The 25850-nt window shown below is 58.7% G+C and carries 25 protein-coding genes; 14 read left to right on the forward strand and 11 right to left on the reverse strand.

The genetic code is table 11. From position 1 onward, the window contains the following. Window positions 1-3 precede the first annotated feature (3 nt). Complete coding sequence (gene pncB, locus BZ163_RS32245) at window positions 4-1239, reverse strand: nicotinate phosphoribosyltransferase (protein WP_128874314.1); 1236 nt, start codon at window positions 1237-1239, stop codon at window positions 4-6. Window positions 1240-1469: 230 nt separating this feature from the next. Further along, window positions 1470-2381: a LysR family transcriptional regulator gene (locus BZ163_RS32250; RefSeq protein ID WP_128874315.1), complete on the reverse strand. Its 912-nt coding sequence runs from the start codon at window positions 2379-2381 to the stop codon at window positions 1470-1472. Window positions 2382-2555: 174 nt separating this feature from the next. Between BZ163_RS32250 and BZ163_RS32255 the strand changes: the two genes are divergently transcribed. From BZ163_RS32255 to BZ163_RS32295, 8 genes are all read left to right on the forward strand, one after another. Then, window positions 2556-4046, forward strand: coding sequence for an aldehyde dehydrogenase family protein (locus BZ163_RS32255; RefSeq protein ID WP_128874316.1), 1491 nt, complete (start codon window positions 2556-2558; stop codon window positions 4044-4046). A gap of 125 nt (window positions 4047-4171) precedes the next feature. Further along, window positions 4172-5455 carry an FAD-binding oxidoreductase gene (locus BZ163_RS32260; RefSeq protein ID WP_128874317.1) on the forward strand — a complete coding sequence of 428 codons (1284 nt, stop codon included), beginning with the start codon at window positions 4172-4174 and terminating at the stop codon, window positions 5453-5455. Window positions 5456-5819: 364 nt separating this feature from the next. Then, window positions 5820-6953: a branched-chain amino acid ABC transporter substrate-binding protein gene (locus BZ163_RS32265; protein WP_128874318.1), complete on the forward strand. Its 1134-nt coding sequence runs from the start codon at window positions 5820-5822 to the stop codon at window positions 6951-6953. Between the two features lie 170 nt (window positions 6954-7123). Next, window positions 7124-8038, forward strand: coding sequence for a branched-chain amino acid ABC transporter permease LivH (locus tag BZ163_RS32270; RefSeq protein ID WP_064675641.1), 915 nt, complete (start codon window positions 7124-7126; stop codon window positions 8036-8038). A gap of 3 nt (window positions 8039-8041) precedes the next feature. Next, window positions 8042-9325 carry a high-affinity branched-chain amino acid ABC transporter permease LivM gene (gene livM / locus BZ163_RS32275; protein ID WP_064675642.1) on the forward strand — a complete coding sequence of 428 codons (1284 nt, stop codon included), beginning with the start codon at window positions 8042-8044 and terminating at the stop codon, window positions 9323-9325. Then, a complete protein-coding gene (locus BZ163_RS32280; RefSeq protein ID WP_128874319.1) occupies window positions 9322-10194 on the forward strand; it encodes an ABC transporter ATP-binding protein in 873 nt (290 codons plus the stop codon). Before livM ends, BZ163_RS32280 begins: the two co-directional genes overlap by 4 nt. Then, a complete protein-coding gene (locus BZ163_RS32285; protein WP_128874320.1) occupies window positions 10191-10907 on the forward strand; it encodes an ABC transporter ATP-binding protein in 717 nt (238 codons plus the stop codon). The genes BZ163_RS32280 and BZ163_RS32285 overlap by 4 nt, the downstream gene beginning before the upstream one ends. A gap of 787 nt (window positions 10908-11694) precedes the next feature. Next, window positions 11695-12465 (forward strand): SDR family oxidoreductase, encoded by a 771-nt coding sequence (locus tag BZ163_RS32295; protein WP_128874321.1) that lies wholly within the window; start codon window positions 11695-11697, stop codon window positions 12463-12465. Between the two features lie 121 nt (window positions 12466-12586). Here BZ163_RS32295 and BZ163_RS32300 read toward each other — a convergent pair whose 3' ends face one another. From BZ163_RS32300 to BZ163_RS32330, 7 genes are all read right to left on the reverse strand, one after another. Continuing rightward, a complete protein-coding gene (locus BZ163_RS32300; protein ID WP_128874322.1) occupies window positions 12587-13714 on the reverse strand; it encodes an AGE family epimerase/isomerase in 1128 nt (375 codons plus the stop codon). 124 nt (window positions 13715-13838) lie between these two features. After that, window positions 13839-14411 (reverse strand): HupE/UreJ family protein, encoded by a 573-nt coding sequence (locus BZ163_RS32305; protein WP_128874323.1) that lies wholly within the window; start codon window positions 14409-14411, stop codon window positions 13839-13841. A 35-nt stretch (window positions 14412-14446) separates the two neighbouring features. Then, window positions 14447-15061: an urease accessory protein UreG gene (gene ureG / locus BZ163_RS32310; protein WP_128874324.1), complete on the reverse strand. Its 615-nt coding sequence runs from the start codon at window positions 15059-15061 to the stop codon at window positions 14447-14449. Between the two features lie 23 nt (window positions 15062-15084). Next, window positions 15085-15759, reverse strand: a complete 675-nt coding sequence (locus BZ163_RS32315; protein WP_128874325.1) for an urease accessory protein UreF — start codon at window positions 15757-15759, stop codon at window positions 15085-15087. Continuing rightward, the gene (gene ureE, locus BZ163_RS32320; protein WP_128874326.1) at window positions 15756-16256 is read right to left on the reverse strand and encodes an urease accessory protein UreE; all 501 of its coding nucleotides are present in this window, start codon (window positions 16254-16256) and stop codon (window positions 15756-15758) included. Before ureE ends, BZ163_RS32315 begins: the two co-directional genes overlap by 4 nt. Window positions 16257-16463: 207 nt before the next feature. Beyond that, window positions 16464-17096, reverse strand: coding sequence for a TetR family transcriptional regulator (locus BZ163_RS32325; protein WP_128874327.1), 633 nt, complete (start codon window positions 17094-17096; stop codon window positions 16464-16466). 173 nt (window positions 17097-17269) lie between these two features. After that, complete coding sequence (locus tag BZ163_RS32330; protein WP_128874328.1) at window positions 17270-17656, reverse strand: hypothetical protein; 387 nt, start codon at window positions 17654-17656, stop codon at window positions 17270-17272. A gap of 387 nt (window positions 17657-18043) precedes the next feature. Between BZ163_RS32330 and BZ163_RS32335 the strand changes: the two genes are divergently transcribed. The 3 genes from BZ163_RS32335 (at window position 18044) to BZ163_RS32345 (ending at window position 21912) form a co-directional block, all read left to right on the forward strand. Next, window positions 18044-20113 carry an AsmA family protein gene (locus BZ163_RS32335; protein WP_128874329.1) on the forward strand — a complete coding sequence of 690 codons (2070 nt, stop codon included), beginning with the start codon at window positions 18044-18046 and terminating at the stop codon, window positions 20111-20113. Between the two features lie 278 nt (window positions 20114-20391). Next, on the forward strand, window positions 20392-21174 hold the full coding sequence (locus tag BZ163_RS32340; protein ID WP_128874330.1) for a hypothetical protein: 783 nt from the start codon (window positions 20392-20394) through the stop codon (window positions 21172-21174). Window positions 21175-21237: 63 nt separating this feature from the next. Beyond that, entirely contained in the window at window positions 21238-21912 is a 675-nt protein-coding gene (locus tag BZ163_RS32345) for a hypothetical protein (RefSeq protein ID WP_128874331.1), read from the forward strand. Window positions 21913-22170: 258 nt separating this feature from the next. On the opposite strand, the gene BZ163_RS32350 is transcribed toward BZ163_RS32345, so the two are convergent. Together BZ163_RS32350 and BZ163_RS32355 are read right to left on the reverse strand one after the other, a co-directional pair. Next, window positions 22171-22701 carry a bacterioferritin gene (locus BZ163_RS32350; protein ID WP_064675658.1) on the reverse strand — a complete coding sequence of 177 codons (531 nt, stop codon included), beginning with the start codon at window positions 22699-22701 and terminating at the stop codon, window positions 22171-22173. A 133-nt stretch (window positions 22702-22834) separates the two neighbouring features. Continuing rightward, window positions 22835-23767, reverse strand: coding sequence for a LysR substrate-binding domain-containing protein (locus BZ163_RS32355; protein WP_128874332.1), 933 nt, complete (start codon window positions 23765-23767; stop codon window positions 22835-22837). Between the two features lie 124 nt (window positions 23768-23891). On the opposite strand from BZ163_RS32355, the gene BZ163_RS32360 reads away from it, so the two are divergent. The 3 genes from BZ163_RS32360 (at window position 23892) to BZ163_RS32370 (ending at window position 25835) form a co-directional block, all read left to right on the forward strand. Further along, window positions 23892-24530: an FMN-dependent NADH-azoreductase gene (locus BZ163_RS32360; protein WP_128874333.1), complete on the forward strand. Its 639-nt coding sequence runs from the start codon at window positions 23892-23894 to the stop codon at window positions 24528-24530. Next, entirely contained in the window at window positions 24531-24836 is a 306-nt protein-coding gene (locus BZ163_RS32365) for a multidrug efflux SMR transporter (RefSeq protein WP_128874334.1), read from the forward strand. It abuts the gene before it with no gap. Window positions 24837-24944: 108 nt separating this feature from the next. Further along, a complete protein-coding gene (locus BZ163_RS32370) occupies window positions 24945-25835 on the forward strand; it encodes a triacylglycerol lipase (protein ID WP_128874335.1) in 891 nt (296 codons plus the stop codon). The last annotated feature ends 15 nt before the right edge of the window (window positions 25836-25850 follow it).

Here is a 25850-nt window from a genome sequence, read left to right on the forward strand (position 1 = left end):
AATTCACTCCTTGCTAGGTAGACTTGATGTGCTGGAAAGGGCGGCAGGTACTTGGAAAACGTGTCGCAAATAGGCGACGAAATTCGGGTCTTTGCAATGCGTCTTGCCCGGCTCGTCGGAGATCTTTGCCACCGGCTGGCCGTTGCAGGCGGTCATTTTAAGCACGATGCTCATCGGTTCGACACCCGGAATATCGCACGTCAGGTTGGTGCCGATACCGAAGCTGACATTGATCCGACCCCGCAGCGCCCGGAAAATCTCCAGGGCCTTGGGCAGCGTCAGGCTGTCGGAGAACACCAGCGTCTTGCTCATCGGGTCGATGCCAAGCTGGTGATAGCGAGCGATGGCTTTTTCCGCCCAGAGCACCGGATCACCGGAATCGTGGCGCAAGCCGTCGAAGAGTTTGGCGAAATAGAGGTCGAAATCACTGAGGAAGGCATCGGTGGTGATGCAGTCGGTCAGGGCGATCCCGAGCAAGCCCCGATATTCGCGGACCCAGCAATCGAGGGCGGCGATCTGGCTGTCGATCAGGCGCGGGCCGAGTTGCTGATGGGCCATGATCCACTCGTGGGCCATGGTGCCCAGCGGCTTTATGTCCAGCTCACGCGCCAGGTGCACGTTACTGGTGCCGACGAAGCGCCCGGGGAAATCGTGCTTGAGCACGTTCACCACTTCTTCCTGTACGCGAAACGAGAAGCGCCGGCGAGTACCGAAATCGGCAACCTGCAATTCGGATAATTCATCGCTGCCGGCATTGGCGGTCAGCCAGTCGAACTTGCGATAGAGCTGCTCGCGCGCCTGCTCCAGGACGATTTCCCGGTAGCGATAGCGGTTGCGCACTTCGCTGACAATCGCCAGCAGCGGCACTTCGAACAGAATCACGTGCAGCCATGGCCCGCGCAGGCGAATGAACAGCTCGCCGTTTTCGATCCCGGTATGGACGTAGCGCAAGTTGAAGCGAAACAAGCCGAGAAAGCGCAGGAAATCCGGTTTCATGAAGCTGATGCGCTCCATGAAACCCAACTGGTCGGCACTCAGGCTCAGCTCGGCCAGTCGCTCGATCTGGAAGCGGATCTCCGCCAGGTACGGGCGCAGATCCTCACTGTTGCGGCAACGGAACTCCCATTCGACTTCCACGTTGGGGTAGTTGTGCAGCACCGCCTGCATCATCGTCAGTTTGTAGAAGTCGGTGTCGAGCAGGTTCTGCACGATACGATCGGCAAACACACTCTCGCTCATAACGGGGGTTCTCCAGGCTGGCCGCGGCCCGTGGCAGCGACGTTGCAGCTGTTTCAATGAATGGGGCTAGTGGCGCATATCGGTGGTGAAGATTGCCAGCGTTTTTTTAGACCGCAGCAGATCCCTGTAGGAGCGGGCTTGCCCGCGAAAGCGATCTACCCGTCAACATTTATGTTGGATGTGCCGGCCGATTCGCGGGCAAGCCCGCTCCTACAGGGATTGGGGCAGCCCTATATAGTCGGCACGACGGGACTATCAATCTGCTCCAGCATCCACTTCACAAAATCTCGCACTTTCGGCACTTCCGCCGCATGCTCCGGGTACGCCAGGTAATAGGCGTCGGTGCTGGGCATCGCATGCTGCCAGGGTATGACCAGTTTACCGTCGGCCAATTCCTCTTCCACCAGAAACTTCGGCAACAGCGCCACGCCGCAGCCGACCTGGGCGGCGCGGATGCACATGTAGAAGGTTTCGAACCGTGGGCCGTGGTAACTGTGCTCGGTGTGGTAGCCCTGGCTGTCGAACCAGTCATGCCAGGCCTGGGGGCGTGAAGCGTTTTGCAGCAGGACCAGGTCAGCGAGTTGCGTAGGATCGGTGAACGGCGTATCCGGCAGGCTGCCCGGTGCACACACAGGAACAAGCTCTTCGCTGAACAGCTTCAGGCATTCGGTGCCGGGGCGCGAACCCTGGCCAAAATAGAAGGCCAGGTCGCTGCGACCCTGCAACAGATCGTCGGCTTCCTGTTCGCTGCACAGGTCCAGGTGGATCGATGGGTGGCGCAGGCGCCAGCCTTTCAAGCGTGGCACCAGCCAACGTGCGCCGAAGGTCGGGGGCGTGGAGACGCGCAGGACTTCGGTTTCGCCACCGTAGGAACGCAGGTAATGGGTCGACATCTCGACCTGTGTGAGGATTTTTCGCACCTCTACCAGGTACAAATCTCCGGCCGGGGTCATTTGCAGACGGCGGCGCACTCGACGGAACAGCAGGTGCTGCAACAATTCTTCGAGTTGTGCGACTTGTTTGCTCACCGCGCTCTGGGTCAGGTTCAGCTCTTCGGCGGCCCGGGTGAAACTCAAATGCCGGGTCACAGCCTCGAAACACTGCAGGGCGGTGATCGACGGCAGATAGCGTTTGTTCAGCATGGGCGGTCCTTTCTTCTTGTCTCTTATTGCCAGCAATGCACAGCATGAATAAACGGAATGATATCTCTCTTAAAGGTCGTTTGTTGAGTAACCTCGGGGGCGCTAAAACTACAGGTCTGATCAGTCGTGATTTTCCGGCTGCCCACATTCTGTTTTTTGCTTGAGGAGTAACCCATGGTTGCCGCATTGCTTGATCGTCTTGGTGTGAACCCGGCCCTGTATCAGAACGGCAAAGTGCCGGTGCATTCGCCCATCGATGGCAGCCGGATCGCCGCCGTGAACTGGGAAGGCGCCGCCGAAGTCGAGCAGCACATCAGTCGCGCAGATCATGCGTTCGAACTGTGGCGCAAAGTCCCGGCGCCGCGCCGTGGCGAACTGGTGCGTCAGCTGGGCGATATCCTGCGTGAATACAAGGCCGACCTCGGCGAGCTGGTGTCCTGGGAAGCCGGGAAGATCACCCAGGAAGGCCTGGGTGAAGTTCAGGAAATGATCGACATTTGCGACTTCGCCGTGGGTCTTTCCCGTCAGCTGTACGGCTTGACCATCGCCTCCGAGCGCCCTGGCCACCATATGCGTGAAACCTGGCATCCGCTGGGCGTTGTCGGTGTGATCAGCGCGTTCAATTTCCCGGTCGCGGTCTGGGCCTGGAACACCACGCTGGCGCTGGTCTGTGGTAACCCGGTGATCTGGAAACCGTCGGAAAAAACCCCACTGACCGCCCTGGCCTGCCAGGCGCTGTTCGACCGGGTCCTGAAAAACTTCAGCGACGCGCCACCGCACCTGAGCCAAGTCATCATCGGCGGCCGTGATGCCGGTGAAGCCCTGGTCGATGACCCGCGTGTTGCGCTGGTCAGCGCCACCGGCAGCACCCGCATGGGTCGCGAAGTGGCACCGAAGATCGCCGCACGCTTTGCCCGCAGTATTCTCGAACTGGGCGGCAACAACGCGATGATCCTCGGCCCAAGCGCCGACCTGGACATGGCCGTGCGTGCGATCCTGTTCAGCGCTGTTGGCACCGCGGGCCAGCGTTGCACCACGCTGCGTCGCCTGATTGCCCATGAATCGGTGAAGGAAGAAATCGTCACCCGCCTCAAGGCCGCGTATTCCAAAGTGCGTATCGGTCATCCGCTGGAAGGCAACCTGGTCGGTCCACTGATCGACAAGCACAGTTTCGAAAACATGCAGGACGCACTGGAGCAAGCGTTGAGCGAAGGTGGCCGGGTATTCGGCGGCAAGCGTCAACTGGAAGATAAATTCCCTGATGCCTATTACGTCTCGCCAGCGATCGTTGAAATGCCGGAGCAGAGCGATGTGGTGTGCAGCGAAACCTTCGCACCGATCCTGTACGTGGTTGGTTACAACGATTTCGACGAAGCACTGCGCCTGAACAACGCCGTGCCACAGGGCCTGTCGTCATGCATCTTCACCACTGACGTGCGTGAAGCCGAACAGTTCATGTCGGCCGTGGGCAGCGACTGCGGCATCGCCAACGTCAATATCGGCCCGAGCGGCGCGGAAATCGGCGGCGCGTTCGGTGGCGAAAAAGAAACCGGCGGTGGTCGTGAATCGGGCTCCGATGCATGGCGCGGGTACATGCGCCGTCAGACCAACACCGTGAACTATTCGCTGGAGTTGCCGTTGGCTCAGGGCATTACGTTCGACTGACGGGCCCTTTCGCTGGCAAGCCAGCTCCTACATGGTTTGTGTCACGGCATATAACCTGTAGGCGCTGGCTTGCCAGCGAAGGTTGTTTGTTTGTTTGTTTGTTAGGTTTCTGTTGGAGTCTGGCAATGCCGTTACGCGAAGAGTGTCTGTGGGAAAAACTGACGCCGCAAAGGCCGGACAATACGGCGCTCAAGGGCGAAGTGAAAGTGGATGTCTGCGTCATCGGCGCCGGTTTCACCGGTCTGTCGGCGGCGGTGCATTTGCTGGAACAAGGTAAAAGTGTCTGCGTGCTGGAAGCCCATCGTGCCGGTCATGGTGGTTCCGGGCGCAATGTCGGTCTGGTCAACGCCGGGATGTGGATTCCACCGGACGAGATCGAAGAAGGGTTTGGCGAAGCAGTGGGCAGTCAGCTCAATCGCATGCTCGGTGCGGCGCCGTCCCTGGTGTTCAGCCTGGTCGACAAATACCACATCGATTGCCAACTGCGCCGCGAAGGCACGCTGCACATGGCGCACAACGCCCGTGGCGAAGAGGATCTGCGCAGTCGTGAGCAACAATGGAAACGTCGCGGAGCGCCGGTCGAACTGCTGACCGGGCAGGCGTGCGAACAAGCAACGGGCACCAAAAAGATTGCCGCTGCGCTGCTTGATCGACGTGCGGGCACGATCAACCCGATGGCTTATACGACAGGTCTGGCCAAAGCGGCTATCAGCCTGGGCGGTCAGCTGTTCGATCATTCCCCGGTGACCCGACTCGAACGTCAGGGCCAACGCTGGTCGGTGCAAACGGCGCAGGGTTCGGTGCTGGCCGAGCAAGTGGTCATCGCCTCCAACGCTTACACCGAAGGCGACTGGACGGAGTTGCGGCGCAATTTCTTCCCCGGTTATTACTATCAAGTGGCCTCGGTCCCGCTCACCGAAGAGGCTGCGCAGCAAATCCTGCCCGGCGGCCAGGGTTCCTGGGATACCCGCCAGGTCCTCAGCAGCATTCGTCGGGATAAAGACGGACGCTTGCTGCTTGGCAGTCTGGGGAACGGCAACAAGAAGCCGACCTGGTTCCTCAAGGCCTGGGCCGACCGGGTTCAGCAGCACTACTTCCCTTACTTGAAACCGGTGGAGTGGGAGTGCACCTGGACCGGTTGCATCGCGTTCACGCCTGACCATCTAATGCGATTGTTCGAACCCGCGCCCGGTCTAGTGGCAGTCACCGGTTACAACGGCCGGGGCGTGACGACCGGCACCGTGGTCGGCAAAGCCTTTGCCGACTATTTGTGTAACGGAAATCCTCAAGCTTTGCCGATTCCCTTCGCCCCCATGCAGCCATTGGCAGCGGCCGGATTGCGCAGCTGTTTATACGAAGCCGGTTTTTCGCTGTATCACGCAGGCCAGTGCCTGCGGATCGTTATTTGATTGTTGAAATATGTTGCTGAAAGCGGCGCTTTTACGGGTAACGACTAGCCTGTAGTGGTGCGGGTTTGTAGCAGTCCCGCACCAGCAGTGTGCACTTCGGTGACGCACGTTGTTACAGGCAGGTTGCACGTCGTTTGGCACCGCGGTTGCAATGATGGCGCATGCGGGTTGCGCCTTAAAAAATAAATGGTTTCACCTTCCGCGGTTTAGATGGTTGCACGCCCAATGAAAATGGGCTCGAAACAGTCGTAAGAACAATAAGGTAGCGACTTTTCCCAGAATAAAAAACCGATGGCACGGCCCTTGCTCTGAGCATTCAGAGAAGTCGCAGTGCCAACTAAAAAAAACCATGGAGCACCACCTCATGTCCCAGACGTTTTACAAGAAAGGCTTTCTGGCCCTCGCAGTGGCAGCTGCGTTGGGTGTTTCTGCGTTTGCACAGGCTGACGTAAAAATTGGTGTGGCGGGTCCAATGACAGGTGCCAACGCGGCATTTGGCGAGCAGTACATGAAGGGTGCACAAGCGGCGGCCGATGCGGTCAACGCGGCGGGCGGCGTCAACGGGGAAAAAATCGTCCTGGTCAAGGGCGATGACGCCTGCGAACCGAAACAGGCTGTGACGGTCGCCAAGGACCTGACCAACCAGAAAGTCGTTGGCGTGGTCGGTCACTTCTGCTCTTCGTCGACCATTCCGGCTTCCGAGATCTACGATGAAGCGGGCATTATTGCGATCACTCCCGGCTCCACCAACCCGGCGGTTACCGAGCGCGGCCTGAGTGCCATGTTCCGTATGTGCGGGCGTGACGACCAGCAAGGCATCGTGGCGGGCGACTACATCGTCGACGTGCTCAAGGGCAAGAAAGTCGTGGTCCTGCACGACAAGGATACCTACGGCCAAGGCCTGGCGGACGCTACCAAGGCCCAGCTGGAAAAACGCGGCGTGAAGCCGGTGTTGTACGAAGGCCTGACCCGTGGCGAAAAAGACTTCAGCACCATCGTCACCAAGATCCGCGGCGCTGGCGCCGACGTCGTCTACTTCGGTGGCCTGCACCCGGAAGCCGGTCCCCTGGTGCGCCAACTGCGTGAGCAAGGTCTCAAAGACGTCAAGTTCATGTCCGACGATGGCATCGTGACCGACGAACTGGTGACCACCGCTGGCGGTCCGCAATTCGTCGACGGCGTGCTGATGACCTTCGGCGCCGACCCGCGCCTGCTGCCAGAAAGCAAGACCGTAGTGGATGAGTTCCGCAAGAAGGGCACCGAGCCTGAAGGCTACACCTTGTACGCCTATGCTTCAGTCCAGACGCTGGCCGCGGCCTTCAATGGCGCCAAATCCAACAGTGGCGAGAAAGCCGCCGAGTGGCTGAAGAAAAACCCGGTCAAGACCGTGATGGGCGAGAAGACCTGGGACGCCAAGGGCGACCTGAAAGTCTCCGACTACGTGGTTTACCAGTGGGATAAGGACGGCAAATACCACCAGCTGGAAAAACAGAAGTGATATGACCTGCTGATTGCCCGGCGCCTGGTGCGCCTGGCAATCAAAGAACATGTCCGTGCAGTACCTGTCTTTTCTCGTAGAGCTGCACACAACCCTGTTGTACGGGTGGCTGAACCCCAGCCCGTCGCACCTGGCTTCTGTGCAGTCTCTCAAATGCGTGAGATTGCGTTATGGATGGTATTTTCCTGCAGCAACTGGTCAACGGCCTGACCCTCGGGTCGGTCTATGGCCTGATCGCCATCGGCTACACAATGGTCTATGGCATCATCGGCATGATCAACTTCGCCCACGGCGAGGTTTACATGATTTCCGCTTACCTCGCGGCAATCAGTCTGGCTCTGCTGGCATACTTCGGTATCGAATCCTTCCCCCTGCTGATGCTCGGCACACTGATCTTCACCATCATCGTCACGGCGGTGTATGGCTGGGTCATCGAGCGCGTCGCCTATAAACCGCTGCGCAACTCTACCCGACTGGCCCCGCTGATCAGCGCCATCGGTATTTCCCTGATCCTGCAGAACTATGCACAGATCGCCCAGGGCGCCCGTCAACAAGGCGTGCCGACACTGCTCACCGGTGCATGGCGAGTTGAAGTCGGGACCGGCTTCGTTCAGCTCACCTACACCAAGATCTTCATTCTGGTCGCAGCGTTTGCCGGGATGGCCCTGCTGACCTACATCATCAAGTACACCAAGCTCGGCCGCATGTGCCGCGCCACCCAGCAAGACCGCAAGATGGCCTCGATCCTGGGGATCAACACCGATCGCGTGATTTCCTACGTGTTCATCATCGGTGCCGCGATGGCGGCCCTGGCCGGCGTGCTGATCACTATGAACTACGGCACATTCGACTTCTACGCGGGCTTCATCATCGGCATCAAGGCGTTCACCGCCGCGGTGCTGGGCGGGATCGGCTCGTTGCCCGGGGCAATGCTCGGCGGGATCATTCTCGGGATCTCCGAGTCGCTGTTCTCCGGATTGGTCAACTCGGACTACAAAGACGTCTTCAGCTTCTCGCTGCTCGTTCTCGTTCTGGTCTTTCGGCCCCAAGGCCTGCTCGGCCGTCCTCTTGTGTCGAAGGTGTAAGCGATGTCTTCAACCACTAAAAAAACCATTGATCTCAAAAGAAGCCTGGTTGACGCGATTCTCGCCGGCCTGGTGGCCCTGATTGTGTTCGGCCCGATTGTCGGCGTGGTCCTGGACGGCTACGGCTTCAACCTGGAAACGACCCGGGTGGCATGGATTGTCGCCATCGTCATGGCGGGCCGCTTTGCCCTGAGCCTGTTCCTGCAAACCCCCAAGGGCTTGAAAATTCTCGAAGGTTTCGAAAGCACCGGCTCCGGGGTGCATGTACTGCCGCCGGACTACAAGACTCGGTTGCGCTGGATCATTCCGGTGGTGATCGTCGTCGCCGTGGTGTTCCCGTTTTTCTCCAACTCCTACCTGCTGGGCGTGGTCATCCTCGGGCTGATCTACGTGCTGTTGGGCTTGGGGCTGAACATCGTGGTCGGCCTCGCCGGCCTGCTCGACCTGGGTTATGTGGCGTTCTACGCCATCGGTGCCTATGGACTGGCGCTCGGTTATCAATACCTGGGGCTCGGTTTCTGGACGGTGCTGCCGCTGGCGGCGATCACGGCTGGCCTGGCCGGTTGCATCCTGGGTTTCCCGGTGCTGCGACTGCACGGTGACTACCTGGCAATCGTGACCCTGGGCTTTGGTGAAATCATCCGGCTGATCCTTAACAACTGGCTGTCCCTGACCGGTGGCCCGAACGGCATGGCGGCGCCGTTGCCGACCTTCTTCGGCCTCGAGTTCGGTAAGCGAGCGAAGGAGGGGGGCGTTCCGTTCCATGAGTTTTTCGGCATCGCCTATAACCCGGACGTGAAGTACTACTTCATTTATGCGGTGTTGTTCCTGGTGGTGCTGGCCGTGCTGTACGTCAAGCATCGCTTGACCCGCATGCCGGTCGGCCGCGCCTGGGAAGCCTTGCGCGAAGACGAAATCGCTTGCCGCTCCATGGGCCTGAACCACGTGCTGGTCAAGCTTTCGGCGTTCACCATCGGCGCATCGACGGCTGGTCTGGCTGGCGTGTTCTTCGCCACTTATCAAGGTTTCGTCAACCCGACCTCGTTCACCTTCTTTGAATCGGCACTGATCCTCGCCATCGTGGTACTTGGCGGCATGGGCTCGACCATCGGCGTGGTCATCGCCGCATTCGTGCTGACCGTGGCCCCGGAACTGTTGCGCGGCTTCGCCGAATACCGCGTATTGCTGTTCGGCATCCTGATGGTGTTGATGATGATATGGCGACCGCGCGGCCTGATTCGGATCAGTCGTACCGGTGTGACGCCACGTAAAGGAGTAGCGCCATGAGCGAAGTCGTACTCTCGGTCGAGAAGCTGATGATGCACTTCGGCGGCATCAAGGCGTTGAGCGATGTCAGCCTGAAGGTGCACCGCAACTCGATCTTTGCCCTGATCGGCCCCAATGGCGCCGGCAAGACCACCGTGTTCAACTGCCTGACCGGGTTCTACAAAGCCTCCGGCGGCAGGATCGAACTCAATACCCGTGGCAAGCGAACCAACGTGATCCAGCTGCTGGGCGAATCGTTCAAAGCCGTCGATTTCGTTTCCCCGAAAAACTTCATCAACCGGCTGCGCTACAAGATGTTCGGCGGCACCCACCTGGTTAACCGGGCGGGTCTGGCGCGCACGTTCCAGAACATTCGCCTGTTCAAGGAAATGTCGGTGCTGGAAAACCTGCTGGTCGCCCAGCACATGTGGGTCAATCGCAACCTGCTGGCCGGTATCCTCAACACCAAGGGCTATCGCAAGGCCGAAAGCGATGCACTGGACCACGCGTTCTACTGGCTGGAAGTGGTGGACCTGGTGGACTGCGCCAACCGTCTGGCCGGCGAGCTGTCCTACGGCCAGCAACGCCGCCTGGAAATCGCCCGGGCCATGTGCACCCGGCCGCAGATCATCTGCCTCGACGAACCGGCTGCCGGTCTCAACCCTCAGGAAACCGAAGCGCTGAGCGCGATGATCCGGCTGCTGCGCGACGAGCACGATCTGACCGTGGTGCTGATCGAACACGATATGGGCATGGTCATGAGCATTTCCGATCACATTGTGGTGCTGGACCACGGCATCGTCATTGCCGAGGGCGGGCCCGAGGCCATTCGCAACGATCCCAAGGTGATTGCCGCCTACCTGGGCGCCGACGAAGAGGAGGTGGTATGACCCAACCCATCCTCGAGCTCAAGGAACTGGACGTGTTCTACGGGCCGATCCAGGCCCTGAAGAAAGTCTCGCTGCACATCAACGAAGGGGAAACCGTCAGCCTGATTGGCTCCAACGGCGCCGGCAAATCGACGCTGCTGATGTCGATTTTCGGTCAGCCACGGGCGGCAAGCGGGGCGATCGTCTATCAAGGGGTGGACATCACCCACAAATCGTCCCACTACATCGCCTCCCACGGCATTGCCCAGTCGCCGGAAGGTCGGCGGGTATTCCCCGACATGACAGTCGAGGAAAACCTGCTGATGGGCACCATCCCGATCGGTGACAAGTACGCCACCGAAGACATGCAGCGCATGTTCGAGCTGTTTCCACGGCTCAAGGAGCGTCGTACCCAGCGGGCCATGACCATGTCTGGTGGCGAGCAGCAAATGCTGGCCATCGCCCGGGCGCTGATGAGCCGGCCGAAACTGCTGTTGCTCGATGAACCGAGCCTGGGGCTGGCGCCGATCGTGGTGAAGCAGATTTTCGCCACCCTGCGGGAGCTGGCGAAGACCGGCATGACCATCTTCCTGGTCGAGCAGAACGCCAACCACGCCCTCAAGCTGTCGGACCGGGCCTACGTGATGGTCAACGGCGAGATCCGCATCACAGGCACCGGCAAGGAGCTGCTGGTCAACGAGGAGGTGCGTAACGCTTATCTCGGCGGGCACTGAACCGTTGAGTAACCAAAAAACGCCCTGACGAACTCAGGGCGTTTTTTTTATGCCCCGGTAAATCTGTTCACCCTTTTAGGAGTGTCAACCCGTAGGAGAAAATCAAGGAAGTCACAAGGTAAAGCGAAATTGTGGAAAACAATATTCGCGACCTCTCAAAGCGCGACATAAAGCCGCTGCAAATAGTTGTTTTGTCACAGTTTTGACTTGTCCCCGTTTGCTGTGGAGCTGGCTGTGAATAACGTGGGAGTAGCTGGCTGAAAGCCTTTGAAAACGTGGCCTGCAGGGTTGTGGTTGTTTTTTGATCAAGCGTTTTTTTCGGACGGTGACCCGACTTTGTCAACCTTTTTGTTGGCTGCAAAAACAAGTTGAAATGTGCCCGGTCAGCCTGTGGATAAGTCTGTGGTTAAACTCTGGAAAGACTCCGCTGGAGGCCGTATTTACTGGCTTGGCGCCATCGTCGGTTTTACCCCGGATCGTGCAAAATGCCTTGGGGCTGCACGGCAGGACAGCCAGGGTCAAGCAAAAAAGTTTCAAAACTGCTCGCCAAGCCTTGTACACAGCGGCTTTCAGCTTTTCCACTTGCCCCCGGAATGTGTGGATGGGGCTGTGGATAAGGTGCGCGCACATGGCTGCAAGCCACAGTGGGTAAGGCGTTCGTCGTGTTGATCATTTTTTGCACAGAATCGCGATCGTGGAATGGTTGCCGGTGAGAGCGGGGCGGGGCATGCTGCCAGCTGATTTTCTATCCCAATGGCTGTCTGTCAGCCGAAGCAAGGAGAACACGATGTCCAACACCCTGTTTATTACCGGCGCGACCTCCGGTTTTGGTGAGGCCTGTGCCCGTCGTTTTGCCGACGCCGGCTGGAAACTGGTGCTGACAGGCCGTCGTGAAGAGCGCCTCAATGCCCTGTGCGCCGACTTGTCGAAACAGACCGAGGTCCATGGCCTGGTGCTCGACGTGCGTGATCGCAAGGCCATGGAAGAGGCGATAGCCAATCTGCCGCCTTCGTTCGCCAAACTGCGCGGGTTGATCAACAACGCGGGCCTGGCCCTGGGGGTTGACCCGGCGCCCAAATGCGATCTCGACGATTGGGACACCATGGTCGACACCAACATCAAAGGCCTGATGTACAGCACGCGCCTGCTGTTGCCGCGCCTGATCGCCCATGGTCGCGGTGCCAGCATCGTCAACCTCGGCTCCGTCGCCGGCAACTACCCGTATCCGGGCAGCCATGTGTATGGCGCGAGCAAGGCGTTCGTCAAACAGTTCTCCCTGAACCTGCGCTGCGACCTGCAAGGGACCGGCGTGCGCGTCAGCAACATAGAGCCGGGCATGTGCGAGAGCGAGTTTTCACTGGTGCGTTTCGCCGGTGACCAGGAGCGTTACAACGCGACCTACGCCGGTGCCGATCCGATCCAGCCACAAGACATCGCCGAAACAATTTTCTGGGTACTCAACGCCCCGGCGCACATCAACATCAACAGCCTGGAGCTGATGCCGGTGAGCCAGACCTGGAGCGGGTTTGCCATAGAGCGTAATAGCGACAGGGCATAAGACCGTGTAACCGCCAATCGCGGGCAAGCCACGCTCCCACAGGGTTTGTGCCGGTTCACTACAATGTGAACGGCGCAAAACCCTGTGGGAGCGTGGCTTGCCCGCGAAGGCGATTTCTCATTCAACGAAGATAATCGGCCAATCCGCCATAACAGGTCGCCAAGTGATAGGGCGTGGTCGAAGGCATATCCTGACGACTTACTTCACCCTGCTCATCCCGACACTCGTACCAGCCCTCTGCATGCAGATGGCGCTGCTGCAATGCCTGTAACTGCTGTAGCAGCGCATTCTCGCTGCCCGGGCGCAGGGTCAGGGCGCGCAGGTACTCGGCCTGAGCCCAGATTCGTTGGGTGGCATCCTTGGAAAGTCCCTCCAGAGTGAGCATCGCCCGCACTGCGCCGGTCTGTCGATCGACACCCAGTTGCTCGGTGAACGCGAAGGCGCGCTCCAGTGACGTGTGCAATGCCGAACCGTGCAGTAACGGCGAAGACTCCAGCAGGAAATACCATTCGAACTGATGCCCCGGTTCAAACCAGTTAGCCTCGGCCCCCAGCGGTTTTTCCATCAACACATCGTGGTGCGGATCGATAAAACGCTCGTGCATGGCAGTACATAAATCAACGAGCGCGTCTTGCACGGCGTTGTCTTCACGTACCGACAACGTGGCGAGGAAGGCTTCGGCCAGGTGCATCAGAGGATTCTGCAGCGGTCCGGTGTCGAGCGATGACCAGTCACGATCAAGGCTGGCTTCGTACAGGCCGTCACCCGTGGCGAAATGCTGCGCAATCGTTGCCAGTGCCGCGTTGAGCACCGACTCCACCTGCGGTTCGCGAACTTTGTCCCAGTAATGGGCGCAGGCGAAGAGGATGAATGCGTGGGTGTAGAGGTCTTTGCGCTGATCCAGCGGGGCTCCGTGCGGGTCGATGCTGTAGAACCAGCCGCCGTGCTCGGTGTCGTGAAAATGCGTTTGCAAGGAGTGGAACAACGCTGCGGCGCGCTCTTCGGCGGCCGGCACCTGGCCGATCAGGCTTGAAAACAGATACAACTGCCGCGCGCAGGCCATTGCCCGATAGCGTTGAGGAGGCAGCGGTAGATGACTGGCGTCCAGTGCTTCGTACGGCAACGCCATATCGGGGTTCCAGCCGGGTCCTTGCCAGAGCGGCACGATCACGTCCAGAAAGTGCTGTTGCACCCGGGCGAACAGTGCGGTCAATTCAGGCTGGGAGGCGGAGCGGGAAACTGGCGGCATTGGCTGGCGTCGTCACGGCAGGTTGATTGCGCGACATGTTAGCAGAGAGGTCGGCCCGAGCGATGTCTGTCAGGCCGCCTTCGCGAGCTTGCTCGCGAAGAGGCCATCACAGGCGATAAAAAAATCAGCCCGCCAGCAACCAGGCCCCAGTCGCCGCCGAACCCGCACCCACCAGCCGAACCAGCGGTGCCGCCGCCTGAGGCAACACCCGCACCACCGCATAACCCGCCGCATGCAATGCCGCAGTCGCCACTACAAACCCCGCCGCATACGCCCAAGGACTCGACATGTCCGGCAACTCCAACCCATGCGCCACGCCATGGAACAGCGCGAACACCGCGGTCGCGCCCACCGCCAGGCTCAACGGCGGACGCTCTCCCAGGGCTACCGCCAGACCCAACGCCAACACGGATCCCGCAATCGCGCTTTCCAGCGCTGGCAGCGCCAGCCCTTCGAAGCCCAAGAGCCCACCGATCAGCATGGTGCCGACGAATGTGCAGGGCAGAACCCACCGCGCGGCGCCTTTCTGCTGCGCAGCCCACAGCCCGACTGCAACCATCGCCAGCAAATGATCGAGGCCTGCGATCGGATGGCTGATACCAGCGATCAAACCGTTATCGCCATGACCCGGGTGGGCGAATGCGACGGCCGGAGTCAGCAGCAGGGCCATGGCGCCCAGAATGCGTTTAAGTGTCATGGATAAGCTTCCTTGTTGATAACAGTTGAGCGAGATCAGGCCCCGGTCAGCAGGCCCTGGCGTTCGATGAAGGCGATTATTTCCTCCAGTCCCAAGCCGGTTTTCTGGTTGCTGAACACAAACGGCTTGCCGTTACGCATGCGTTTGGTGTCGCTGTCCATCAGTTCCAGCGACGCGCCTACCAGCGGCGCAAGATCGATTTTATTGATCACCAGCAGATCGGATTTGCAGATCCCCGGCCCGCCCTTGCGCGGTAGCTTGTCGCCAGCCGACACATCGATCACGTAAATGGTCAGGTCGGACAGTTCCGGGCTGAACGTCGCCGAGAGGTTATCGCCTCCGGACTCAACCAGAATCAGGTCCAACCCGGGAAAGCGACGGTTCAGTTGATCCACGGCCTCCAGGTTGATCGAAGCGTCTTCGCGGATCGCCGTATGCGGGCAGCCGCCAGTTTCCACTCCGATGATCCGCTCCGGCGCCAGGGCTTCGTTGCGCACCAGGAAGTCGGCGTCTTCGCGGGTGTAGATGTCGTTGGTCACCACCGCCAGGTTGTAGCGGTCGCGCAGCGCCAGGCACAAGGCCAGGGTCAGCGCGGTTTTGCCGGAACCGACCGGGCCGCCGATGCCGACACGCAGAGGTTGTGTGTTCATATGATTCTCCAAATTAAAAGGCCCTAGGAACGAAACAGGCGGCTGTACTGGCGCTCATGGGCCATGCACGCCAGCGACAAGCCGAAAGCGGCGCTGCCACAGTGTGCGGGGTTGATTCGGGTGGTGTTTTGCTGAGCCTGTTGCAGCAATGGCAGCAGTTCGCTGGTCAGGCGTTGCGCGGCTTGCTGGCCCAGGGGCAGGGTTTTCATCAACACGGCCAGTTGGTTTTCCAGCCAGCTCCAGAGCCATGCCGCCAGCGCGTCCTGCGCACTGATGTGCCAGGCGCGAGCGGCCAGCGCCCAACCGAGGGCCAGGTGCGGTTCGGGGTGTTGTTCGAGGAAGGCGCGGGCCGGAGCATCCAGTTCCGGCAAGCCATTGAGCAGTTGCTGCAGGGAATAGCCCATTTGCCGGCTTTCCTGGTGCAGCTCGCGGGTTTCCCGGCTCGCACGATGCTCCTCACAACGCTGTAGCAGTTCGCCCCAGTTTTCCTCGGCCGCAGCCGTGCAATGGGCGAGCAGTAGCGGCGCTTCAAAGCGTGCCAGGTTAAGCAGCAGTTGATCGCTGATCCAGCGTCGCGCACTGTCGGGATCATTGACACGGCCGTTATCCACAGCCATTTCCAGGCCTTGGGAATAGCTGTAGCCACCAATCGGCAATTGCGGACTGGCCAGACGCAGCAGGGCCCAGGCTGGATTCATGAACGCACGCCGAACTGGTGCAGCTTCGGCGGGTAGTTGAACGCTTCGTCACCATGGCGTGAATGGTGATGGCCCCCGCCATAGGCACCGTGTTCCGGCTGAAACGGCGCCTCGCAGCCCTCGACCCTGGCCCCCAGTTGTTCGAGCATGGCCTTGAGCACATAGTCATCGAGCAGACGCAGCCAGCCATCCCCGACTTGCAGTGCGACGTGGCGGTTGCCCAGGTGATAGGCGGCGCGGGTCAGTTCGAAGGCATTGGCGCAGGTGACGTGCAGCAATTGTTCGGCTCGGGCGCGGACGCGAACGATGCGCCCGTCTTCGCTTAGCAGACATTCGCCGTCATACAGCGGCGGTTGACCGCGCTCCAAAAACAATCCGACGTCTTCACCCTCGGCACTGAAACAGCGCAGACGGCTTTTGCTCCGGGCTTCGAAAGTCAGGTGCAACTCAGCGGCCCAGACAGGTTGAGGGTCGATTCTGCGATGAATCACCAGCATCGGAAGGCTTCCAACTATGAACAATAGTCAGGCTAGAGCAAGGGGCTTGCCAATGAAGCGATGTGTAGGAAAAAGGCGTTGAAGCCTGTAAGACGTTTGGCGGTGAAGCAGAAAACTGAATTAATTTGGTGCGAGGACGAGCGCGATGCACCAATTTGCGGCGCACGCTCAACTCGTCCACACACGGTCGGAGCCACCTGGTCGGAGCTACTCGGTACTGCCGAGCCCCTGCCAATGCTTCAACCCGATAAAGATGAACCGCAACTGCTGGGTAATCTTCACCTGCGGTGTCAGGTGTTCGGGCAGCGCCTGCGTCGGCGGATCAATGATGTCTGGCAAGGTCGCAAACACGCTCTTGACGATCAGATCGGCCATCACGCTGAGCGCGGCGATATCGAGGTGTTGCAGTTTCGGCATCAGCGACAGATCAGTGGCCAGGTCCGAACTGATGTCTTCACGCAACCGACCGATGGCCAGGCGCACCGGCAGCGAGCCACCGTATTGCTCCCGGGCCAGAAACAAGAATTGCGAACGATTGGCCGACACCACATCGAGAAAGATTCGTACGGAGGCGTCGATGATGCCGCCCATGACAAACTCGTTGTGGCGCACCAGGCGGATGGTTTCGCGGAAGGTCTGGCCGACTTCGCTGACCAGCACCAGGCCCAGTTCATCCATGTCGGCGAAATGCCGGTAGAAGCCGGTAGGAACGATGCCGGCGGTCCTCGCCACTTCGCGCAGGCTCAGGCTGCCGAATCCTCGGCCGCATTCCATCAAGTGGCGGGCGGCGTCCATCAGGGCGTTGCGGGTCTGTTGTTTCTGTTCGGCGCGGGGCAGCATCGCAAGGGTGTTTTTCTGGAGAGGGACAGCGGCGCACTCTAGCAAATAGGCTTTGCCGGCGTCGAACGTCTATCGGAGGATCTTGCGGGAAAGTACGGCGTGTATAAAGAGAAATGCCATAACGTCAAAAGCCCAATCCGTGAATTGGGCTTTTTTTCAGGGCCACCATGGGCTTAGCTCAAGGCGCTGTTGCGTTCGATGACGCGGTCACCACCACCTTCAGCCAGGGTTTGACCTTGTGGAGTGCGATCGGAACCGTCGGCAGCCAGGGTTTGACCTTGTGGAGTGCGATCAGAACCGTCGGCAGCCAGGGTCTGGCCTTGTGGAGTGCGGTCGGAGCCGTCAGCTGCCAGGGTCTGGCCTTGTGGGGTGCGGTCCGAGCCATCTTGAGTGATCAGGCCTTTTTCTTTCAGGCGATCATTGCCACCTTCGGCAATGGTTTGACTGAACACAGAGTGGCTGGTTTTGACTTGCGGAGTGGCCTGGTCAGCAGCCGGCAGGGCAAAAGCAGTGCTGGCCAGCATTGAGAGAGTAAGGCTAAGCAGTAATTGGCGTTTCATGATTGGATGCTCCGTAGGAGGGCGATAAAGTGGGTACGAGGGCAATGTTACTCTCGATAAGTCGATATAAAAGTTCATAAAGGCAATGGTAATAATCAACGGAATTGATTGTTCGCTAAGAAGGCTCTAGATCGGGTGTTTCCGAAGGACCGTTTTGCACAGGTTTGGGTATTTTCGACCCACATCCGCCACACAAACGTGCGTGTGCGGTAACGCTGGAGGGGAGGGTAAGCCCGCGACCGAGCGGCTATTTGTGTGCGAATCAATCTTTCTATTAAACCTGCGGCCGGTTTTTCAGTCGTAGATTTCAGGGCAGGCCGGTTCTGGCCTAACGTTTCACACGTGCGTCGCAGTCAGGGCGCTCAGTCGTATCAGGAGCTCTGTGCAATGACGCGCACTCGTAAAATTCTTCTCTGGACGGTCGCCAGCCTGGTTGTTCTGCTGGCCGTACTGGTTCTGGTCATCGCGTTCTTCGATTGGAACCGGATCAAACCTCCACTCAATGCCAAAGTGTCTGAAGAGCTGCACCGCCCGTTCGCCATCAATGGCAACCTGGCGGTCATCTGGCAGCGCGACCCCGACGAAGGTGGCTGGCGGGCGTGGGTGCCGTGGCCGCATGTAGTGGCCGAGGACCTGAGCCTGGGCAACCCGGACTGGTCGAAGCAGCCGCAGATGGTCACCCTCAAGCGCGTCGAACTGCGCATTTCACCTGTGGCCTTGCTGGCCCAACGCGTGGTGATCCCGCGCATCGACCTCACCGGACCCGATGCCCAGCTGCAGCGTCTGGCTGATGGCCGCGCCAACTGGACATTCAAGTTCGATCCCAAGGATCCGGACGCTGAGCCTTCGAACTGGGTGGTGGACATTGGCGCGATCGGCTTCGACAAGGGCCACGTCACCCTCGACGACCAGAGCCTCAAGACACAACTTGACCTGATCATCGACCCGCTGGGCAAACCGATTCCATTTAGCGATATCGTCGGCGACAAGGCGGCGAAAACCGCGCAAGAGAAGGGCGCCACCCCCCAGGATTACGCGTTCGCCCTGAAGGTCAAAGGCCAATACCACAATCAGAAACTGGCAGGCGAGGGCAAGATTGGCGGCCTGCTGGCCCTGCAGGATGCGGCCAGGCCGTTTCCGCTCCAGGCCCAGGTCAAGATCGCCGACACCAGTGTCGAGCTGGCTGGCACCCTGACCGATCCGCTGAACCTCGGTGCGTTGGACTTACAGCTGAAACTGGCCGGTGCCAGCCTCGGCAATCTCTACCCGTTGACCGGCGTGACCCTGCCGGATACACCACCCTATGCCACCGACGGTCATTTGATCGCCAAGCTGCATGAGCCTGGTGGCGCCGTGTTCCGCTACGAAGCGTTCAACGGCAAGATCGGCGCGAGCGACATCAATGGCAGCCTGGCCTATGTCGCCAGCCAGCCACGGCCGAAACTCAGTGGCTCGCTGGTTTCCAATCAGTTGCTGTTTGCCGACCTGGCGCCATTGATCGGCGCCGACTCGAACGCCAAGCAAAAAGCCCGTGGCGGCGAAAGCAAGCAACCGGCGGACAAAGTCTTGCCGGTCGAAGCCTTCAAGACCGAGCGCTGGCGCGATATGGATGCCGACGTCGAATTCACCGGCAAACGCATCGTCCACAGCGAAAAACTGCCGTTCAACGACCTCTATACCCATGTGGTGCTGACCGACGGCGTGCTCAGCCTGGAACCGCTGCGCTTTGGTGTGGCAGGTGGCAAGCTGGATGCGCAGATTCGTCTGAACGGTCGCACCCAGCCGTTGGAGGGCCGGGCACAGCTCACGGCACGCGGCTTCAAGCTCAAGCAGTTGTTCCCGACGTTCGAACCGATGAAAACCAGTTTCGGTGAGCTCAATGGCGACGCCGACATCACCGGGCGTGGCAACTCGGTGGCCAAATTGCTGGGCAGTGCCAACGGCAACCTGAAGATGCTGATCAATGACGGCGCCATCAGTCGCGAGTTGATGGAGCTTGCCGGGCTGAACGTCGGCAACTATGTGGTCGGCAAGATCTTCGGCGACAAGGAAGTGAAGATCAACTGCGCGGCCGCCGATTTCGACATCAAGACCGGTCTGGCAACCACGCGGCTGTTCGTCTTCGATACCGAGAACGCGATCATCTATATCGATGGCACGGCGAATATGGCGACTGAACAACTGGACCTGACCATTTCTCCGGAATCCAAGGGTTGGCGTTTGATCTCGTTGCGTTCGCCGTTGTACGTGCGCGGCAAGTTCATCAAGCCGGATGCGGGTGTGAAAGCCGTTCCGCTGTTACTGCGCGGCGCCGGGATGGTTGCGCTGGGTGTCATTGCCGCGCCAGCGGCAGGACTGCTGGCGTTAATAGCACCGAGCGGGGGCGAGCCTAACCAGTGCGCACCGTTGCTGGAGCAGATGAAAGCGGGCAAGGCACCGAAAACGGTAAAAGGCTGAAAAAGCTCAAGCAATGATCTGTAGCAAGCTCGATCGCTCGCTATGGATCGTTGCAGTAGGCATTTCCAAGGTCGCCGATCAGCGGTTATTGTGGATTGTTGAGTGCCTCAGGCGCAGGGTTCTATCAATATTTTTTAAATATTAAACATAGAGGCGTAATGATCGGGGGCTTGGTAATAACCTGTCATGCATGAACGGTGGAAAGTACAGCTCGGGATGATAAGTTGGAGCGGTCGGTCATCTGGCTGATCCCGAATAATACTTACATGGAAGTTTATATGACTATTTTAGTACCCAGTGCTGAAGAGAGCATGGCTTTTTTTGCAGGCGCACAACTCGCCCCTCTGGTTAACAGACGCAACCAAATCAGATCCTTTGCCGCGTTGAACGGTGAAGCAGTTGCCAAATCTGATTTTCTAATAGGTGATAATGCACCGGTAGCGATTGGGTTTACCGACAATCTTGACGAAGAAAAAAAGAGTGCGGCGGCGGACAGTATCCATTTTGCAGAGCGCTATGCTGATTCATACTCCGATCGGAAAAAGACATCTGTTGAATGGCACACGAAATACGCTGAGGCATTGAAACATTGTGGCTGGTCGCTGACTAATTCCAAATATCAGGAGCAAGAGGTCAAGCAAACGAATGTCACAATGGATTCCATTGTCCTGGATCTGGTCAAGGCAGTTGCTGGCCGTAACGCACCGGCGATGCTGACAATGTTGGGGCAGGCCTTTGACAAAATGAAATCCGATGACGAGCTTGTCACTTTATTCGATCGTAATAGCAAAAGCGGCAACGACGCAGACTTCAGGCTCGTCCCTTGTCTGCAAACCCCCGGAGGGACAGCAGTTGCTGCCTTCGTGGCGGTGGATTGCAATCTTTCAGCGTCGCAGGGCGGCGCCTGGTTTTGGAAGTGGAAATTTTCAAATTTGAAAATGAAAAGAGTAGCTACTGTCATGGAGCTCAATTTGCGTATGCATGAGCGCAGGAAGGATCAAATCATGGAGGCCCTTGATATAAGTTCGGACGAATTTTTTAAGGGTGTCAAGCTCAAGTGATGGAAGCGCTATTGGCTGCAGGATGAGCAGCCCGTTTTTAAAAGAGGCAGTTTGGAGAACAATATGATCAAGGATGATGTTGTTGTAGTGGCGGGTAATGTGTTGTCCGTTTCAAGCGATGTTGTTGATCCTTGGAAAGAAGCTGTGATCAGCTCGCTGCTGTTCTCTCGGCTCTATGCTAATTCACAAGCTGACAGGTTTGCCCAAGCGCAGCAATGGTATAAAGATTACGATGATGCCTTGGGGCGTTTGAAGTGGGAGCTTAAGGCTAATAGGAGTAATGATTTTGAGCCCATGGAAGGCAGTGTCATCGTGGTGAAAGATCTGATTAAAACCCAAATGGTGGATGCTTTAGGCTCAGCTCAAGCTGAGCAGTTTGAGCGACTGATGCGCAGTATTGAACTCGCCTCGAGCGCGGAGATGCTCGCCGCGCAGGTTGGGGAGCATGCAGTGGTCAAGGTGGCTGTGAATGACATTCATGAGGCTTCATGTTTGGCCCTGCAGCTGTGTTTGGTGGGGCAGGGGCCCGTCATTTGCTCGGTGTTTGTTCGCTTTGACACCACTCAAGAGGTTGATTTTGATTTTTTCAATCAGAATTTCATGAGTGAACATATTGCAGGCAAGGTCAGTGTGGACGTTTCGCTGCGAGTGCTAAACAAAGTGAGTTATGAAAAAAGTCGAATGCGAGAGATTATTGCAAGCAAGCTTCCTGAAGCAGGAGAGCTCGCAGGTGCTTGATCTCTCTTGATAACTGTTTCTTTGGTTGTTTATTGCCGAGCACGGTATGCCCTTATTTTACCTGTAAGAAGTTGGGGCTTCGCGCCAGCCCAACTTCTTACGTGCCTCGGCCTGGATTCAGTACGGTGATGTGGAATGACAGGGTTACAATTTGTTGTCGGACTTTTAATGATTTGCTTTTGTTTCTTTGGCTTTCTGTTGTCATGAATGGGAGCGGCCTTACTGCGTTACTGATGCGCAATAAGGCTGCTTTTTTCGTTATAGATCTTTCAGAATATCGGCCATGTCATCCGCATGCTCTTCTTCCTGAGCCAGGATGTCTTCGAAGATGCGCCGAGTGGTAGGGTCTTGCTCGCCAATGTACTGAATGATCTCGCGGTAGCTGTCGATGGCGATGCGCTCGGCGACCAGGTCTTCGTAGACCATTTCCTTTAGCGAGTTGCCGGCCACGTACTGGGCGTGGGAGTTTTTCGACAGCAGGTCGGGGTTGAACTCGGGTTCGCCGCCCAGCTGCACGATGCGTTCGGCCAGGCGGTCGGCGTGTTGGGCTTCCTGGGTCGCGTGTTCGAGAAATTCGTCGGCGGCGACGTGGGCTTTCAGGCCGTTGGCCATGAAGTAGTGGCGCTTGTAGCGCAACACGCAGACCAGCTCGGTGGCCAGCGATTCGTTGAGCAAGCGCAGGACTTCTTCACGGTCGGCGCTGTAGCTTTCGGTCACTGCGCCGTTTTCGACGTTCTTGCGGGCACGCTCGCGCAGGGTGGTTACATCGGACAAATGCATATCGCTCATCTCGATCTCCTGGAGGCTGATCCGTTTTGCGTCACCTTCTGAGGAAGTGATCGCTACTTAAGGTGTGAGTAATGAGGGACGCAAAAAGTTTTATGTATTTTGGCATTGGAAACGATTGCAGCTGCGCCAGGCGCTACAGGGAAATGCGCGCGGGGAAAGCCTGCGATCCGGGCACCAGGCCAGATAATCGGACTTCTTCCTGCAACCATGCAAAGAACGCCCGGACCGGCGGATGCCGTTCGCGCCCCGGCACGCAAAGAGCGCTGTACCCAGCCCCGTTGACCTGAATGTCGCCCCGGTAAGGCACCAGTAAGCCGCTGGACACACTCTCGGATACCAGAATATTGCTCGCCAGCACCAGGCCTTGCCCGGCGATGGCGGCTTGGAGGGCGTAATGTTCTTCGTCGTACTCCCGGACCGCCGGTTGCCCCGCCAGCCAGGTTTCGCCGGACTGCGCGCACCAGGCAACCCAGCCATGGGCATAGAGCCTGGAGTTGTGCCAGCTTACGCTGATCAGCGTGGGTGCCCGCTGCCCGGCAAGGGCCACTTGTTCGGGTGAGCCATAGACACCGAAGGATTCATCGAACAGGCACAGGCCATAAAGGTTCGGATAGTCATCGAGGCTGTAGCGCACTGCCAGATCGACGCTGGCGTCCTGATGCAAGTCGATGACCTCGCAATGAGTGTCGAGCCGCAGGCTGATCGTGGGGTGGCGGGTGTAAAAGCGTCCAAGACGTGGCACCAGCCAGAGGGCGGCGAAAGCGGCGGTGGTGGATATCGTCAGGCTCGCAACGCTGCGTTGCGGACGCAAGGTGTCGACGCTTTGCGCAATTTCCAGCAAGGCGCCGTGCAGGCTGTGGAATAGCCGTTCACCGCGCGCGGTAAGGCGCACTTGTCGTGGCAGCCGCTCGAACAGCGGCACACCGAGCCAGCTCTCCAGCGAACGAACCTGATGGGAAACCGCGGTTGGGGTTACCGAGAGCTCTTCAGCAGCAGCCTTGAAGCTCGACAAGCGTGCAGCGGATTCAAAGGCACGCAGGGCAGTGAGCGGCAGCGAGGCAAACATATAAATAACTCCATGAATGAAATTAATTCATCCAGAATGATTTTTGTTCATTTGAAGAGGGACGGCTTCGCGCCACAGTCTGCAAGGCACAAGCAGATCGAGTTTAATCCTTCAGGAGAATCAGATGAAAAAAATTCTAGCTGTTCACGCCAGCCCCCGTGGCGAGCGTTCTCACTCCCGGCGCTTGGCTGAGGTGTTTCTTTCGGCCTGGCAGGCCAGCCACCCGCAATCACATGTGACCCGCCGTGAAGTCGGCAGGAGCCTCATTCCGCCGGTCAATGAAGCCTTTGTCGCCGCGGCGTTTTATCCCGAACCCGAGGCGCGACCTCTGTCGATGCAGGCCGATCTGGCGTTCAGCGATGAACTGGTTGGCGAGCTGCTAGGCCATGACTTGCTGGTCATCTCCACGCCGATGCACAACTTCAGCGTGCCCAGCGGCCTGAAAGCCTGGATCGATCAAATCGTACGGCTTGGCTTGACCTTCAATCACACCCTGGACAACGGCGTCGCCCAATATGAACCGTTGGTACGGGGAAAAAAGGCCCTGATCGTCACCAGTCGGGGCGGATTCGGTTTCGGGCCGGGTGGTGAACTGGAAGCCATGAACCATGCCGATCCGTTGCTGCGCACGGCGTTGGGTTTCATTGGCATTACCGACTTCACGGTGGTGGCTGCCGAGGGCGAAGAGTCCGCCGAGCGCACTTTCCAGATTTCCGCGGCCGAGGCCGAGCAGCGTTTACTCACACTGGCCAGGGAGTTCTAGATGGCCTGGCTGTTTTTGCTGATCGCCGCCGGGTTCGAAGTCACCTTTGCCATGGGCATGAAGTACGCCGATGGCTTCACTCGACTTTGGCCCTCGCTGATCACGGTGGCCGCCGCGGTGGGCGGGATTTACTTCCTGACCCTGGCCATGCGCGAGCTGCCGGTGAGCATCGCTTATCCGATCTGGACCGCCATTGGCTCACTGGGCACCGTATTTCTAGGGTTCGCGCTACTCGGAGAAAGCCTGACGGCCGTTAAAATGGTATCGGTGGGGTTGATTGTGGCGGGTGTGGTGGGGTTGAAATAGGGCGGTTGTCATAGACTGGTCGTCCAGTTGTCACCTTCGATGTCGAAGCTTGGCGGATGTCTTGCATCGCGCCTTGCCTCACCTCACCGATCACAAGGATGTTTGCCCATGTCGCAAGGTTCGGCCACGCGCTATCCGTTGGTTCTGGTTCCGGGAATGCTCGGGTTTATCCGTCTGCTGCTCTATCCGTACTGGTACGGGATTGTTTCGGCGTTGCGCCGGGATGGGGCAACGGTGATTGCGGTGCAGGTCTCGCCGCTCAACTCGACCGAGGTGCGCGGTGAGCAATTGCTGGCGCGGATCGAAGAGATCGTGCGGGAGACCGGTGCCGAGAAAGTCAACCTGATCGGCCATAGCCAGGGCTCGCTCACCGCCCGTTATGCCGCCGCCAAACGCCCGGATCGAGTCGCCTCGGTCACATCGGTGGCCGGGCCCAATCACGGTTCGGAGCTGGCGGACTACCTGCACAAACACTACCCGGCAGACAGCGCCAGGGGTCGCCTGCTCGGTGTTTTGCTGCGGCTGATCGGCGCGTTGATGAGCCTGCTGGACACCGGTTATCGCGGGCCGAAACTGCCAGTGGATGTCCCTGCCTCGCATCAATCGCTGACTACTGCAGGCGTGGCGCTGTTCAATCAGCAATATCCGCAGGGGTTGCCGCTAACCTGGGGCGGGCAGGGGCCTGAAGTGGTCAACGGGGTGCGTTATTACTCCTGGTCCGGGACCTTGCAACCGGGGAAAACCGATCGCGGGTCCAACCTGTTTGATGGGACTAACCGAAGCTGCCGCTTGTTTGCCAGAACATTCGTGCGCGAAGTCGGGCATTGCGACGGGATGGTCGGGCGATACAGTTCGCATCTCGGTACGGTGATTGGTGATGAGTACCCGCTGGATCACTTCGACATCGTCAATCAATCGCTGGGATTGGTGGGCAAGGGCGCGCAACCGGTCCGGTTGTTTGTCGAGCATGCGGCGCGGTTGAAAGCGGCAGGGGTTTAGCAGGTCGACCGAATC

Origin of the sequence: Pseudomonas sp. VI4.1 (assembly GCF_002029345.1) — a bacterium.
Lineage (GTDB): Bacteria > Pseudomonadota > Gammaproteobacteria > Pseudomonadales > Pseudomonadaceae > Aquipseudomonas.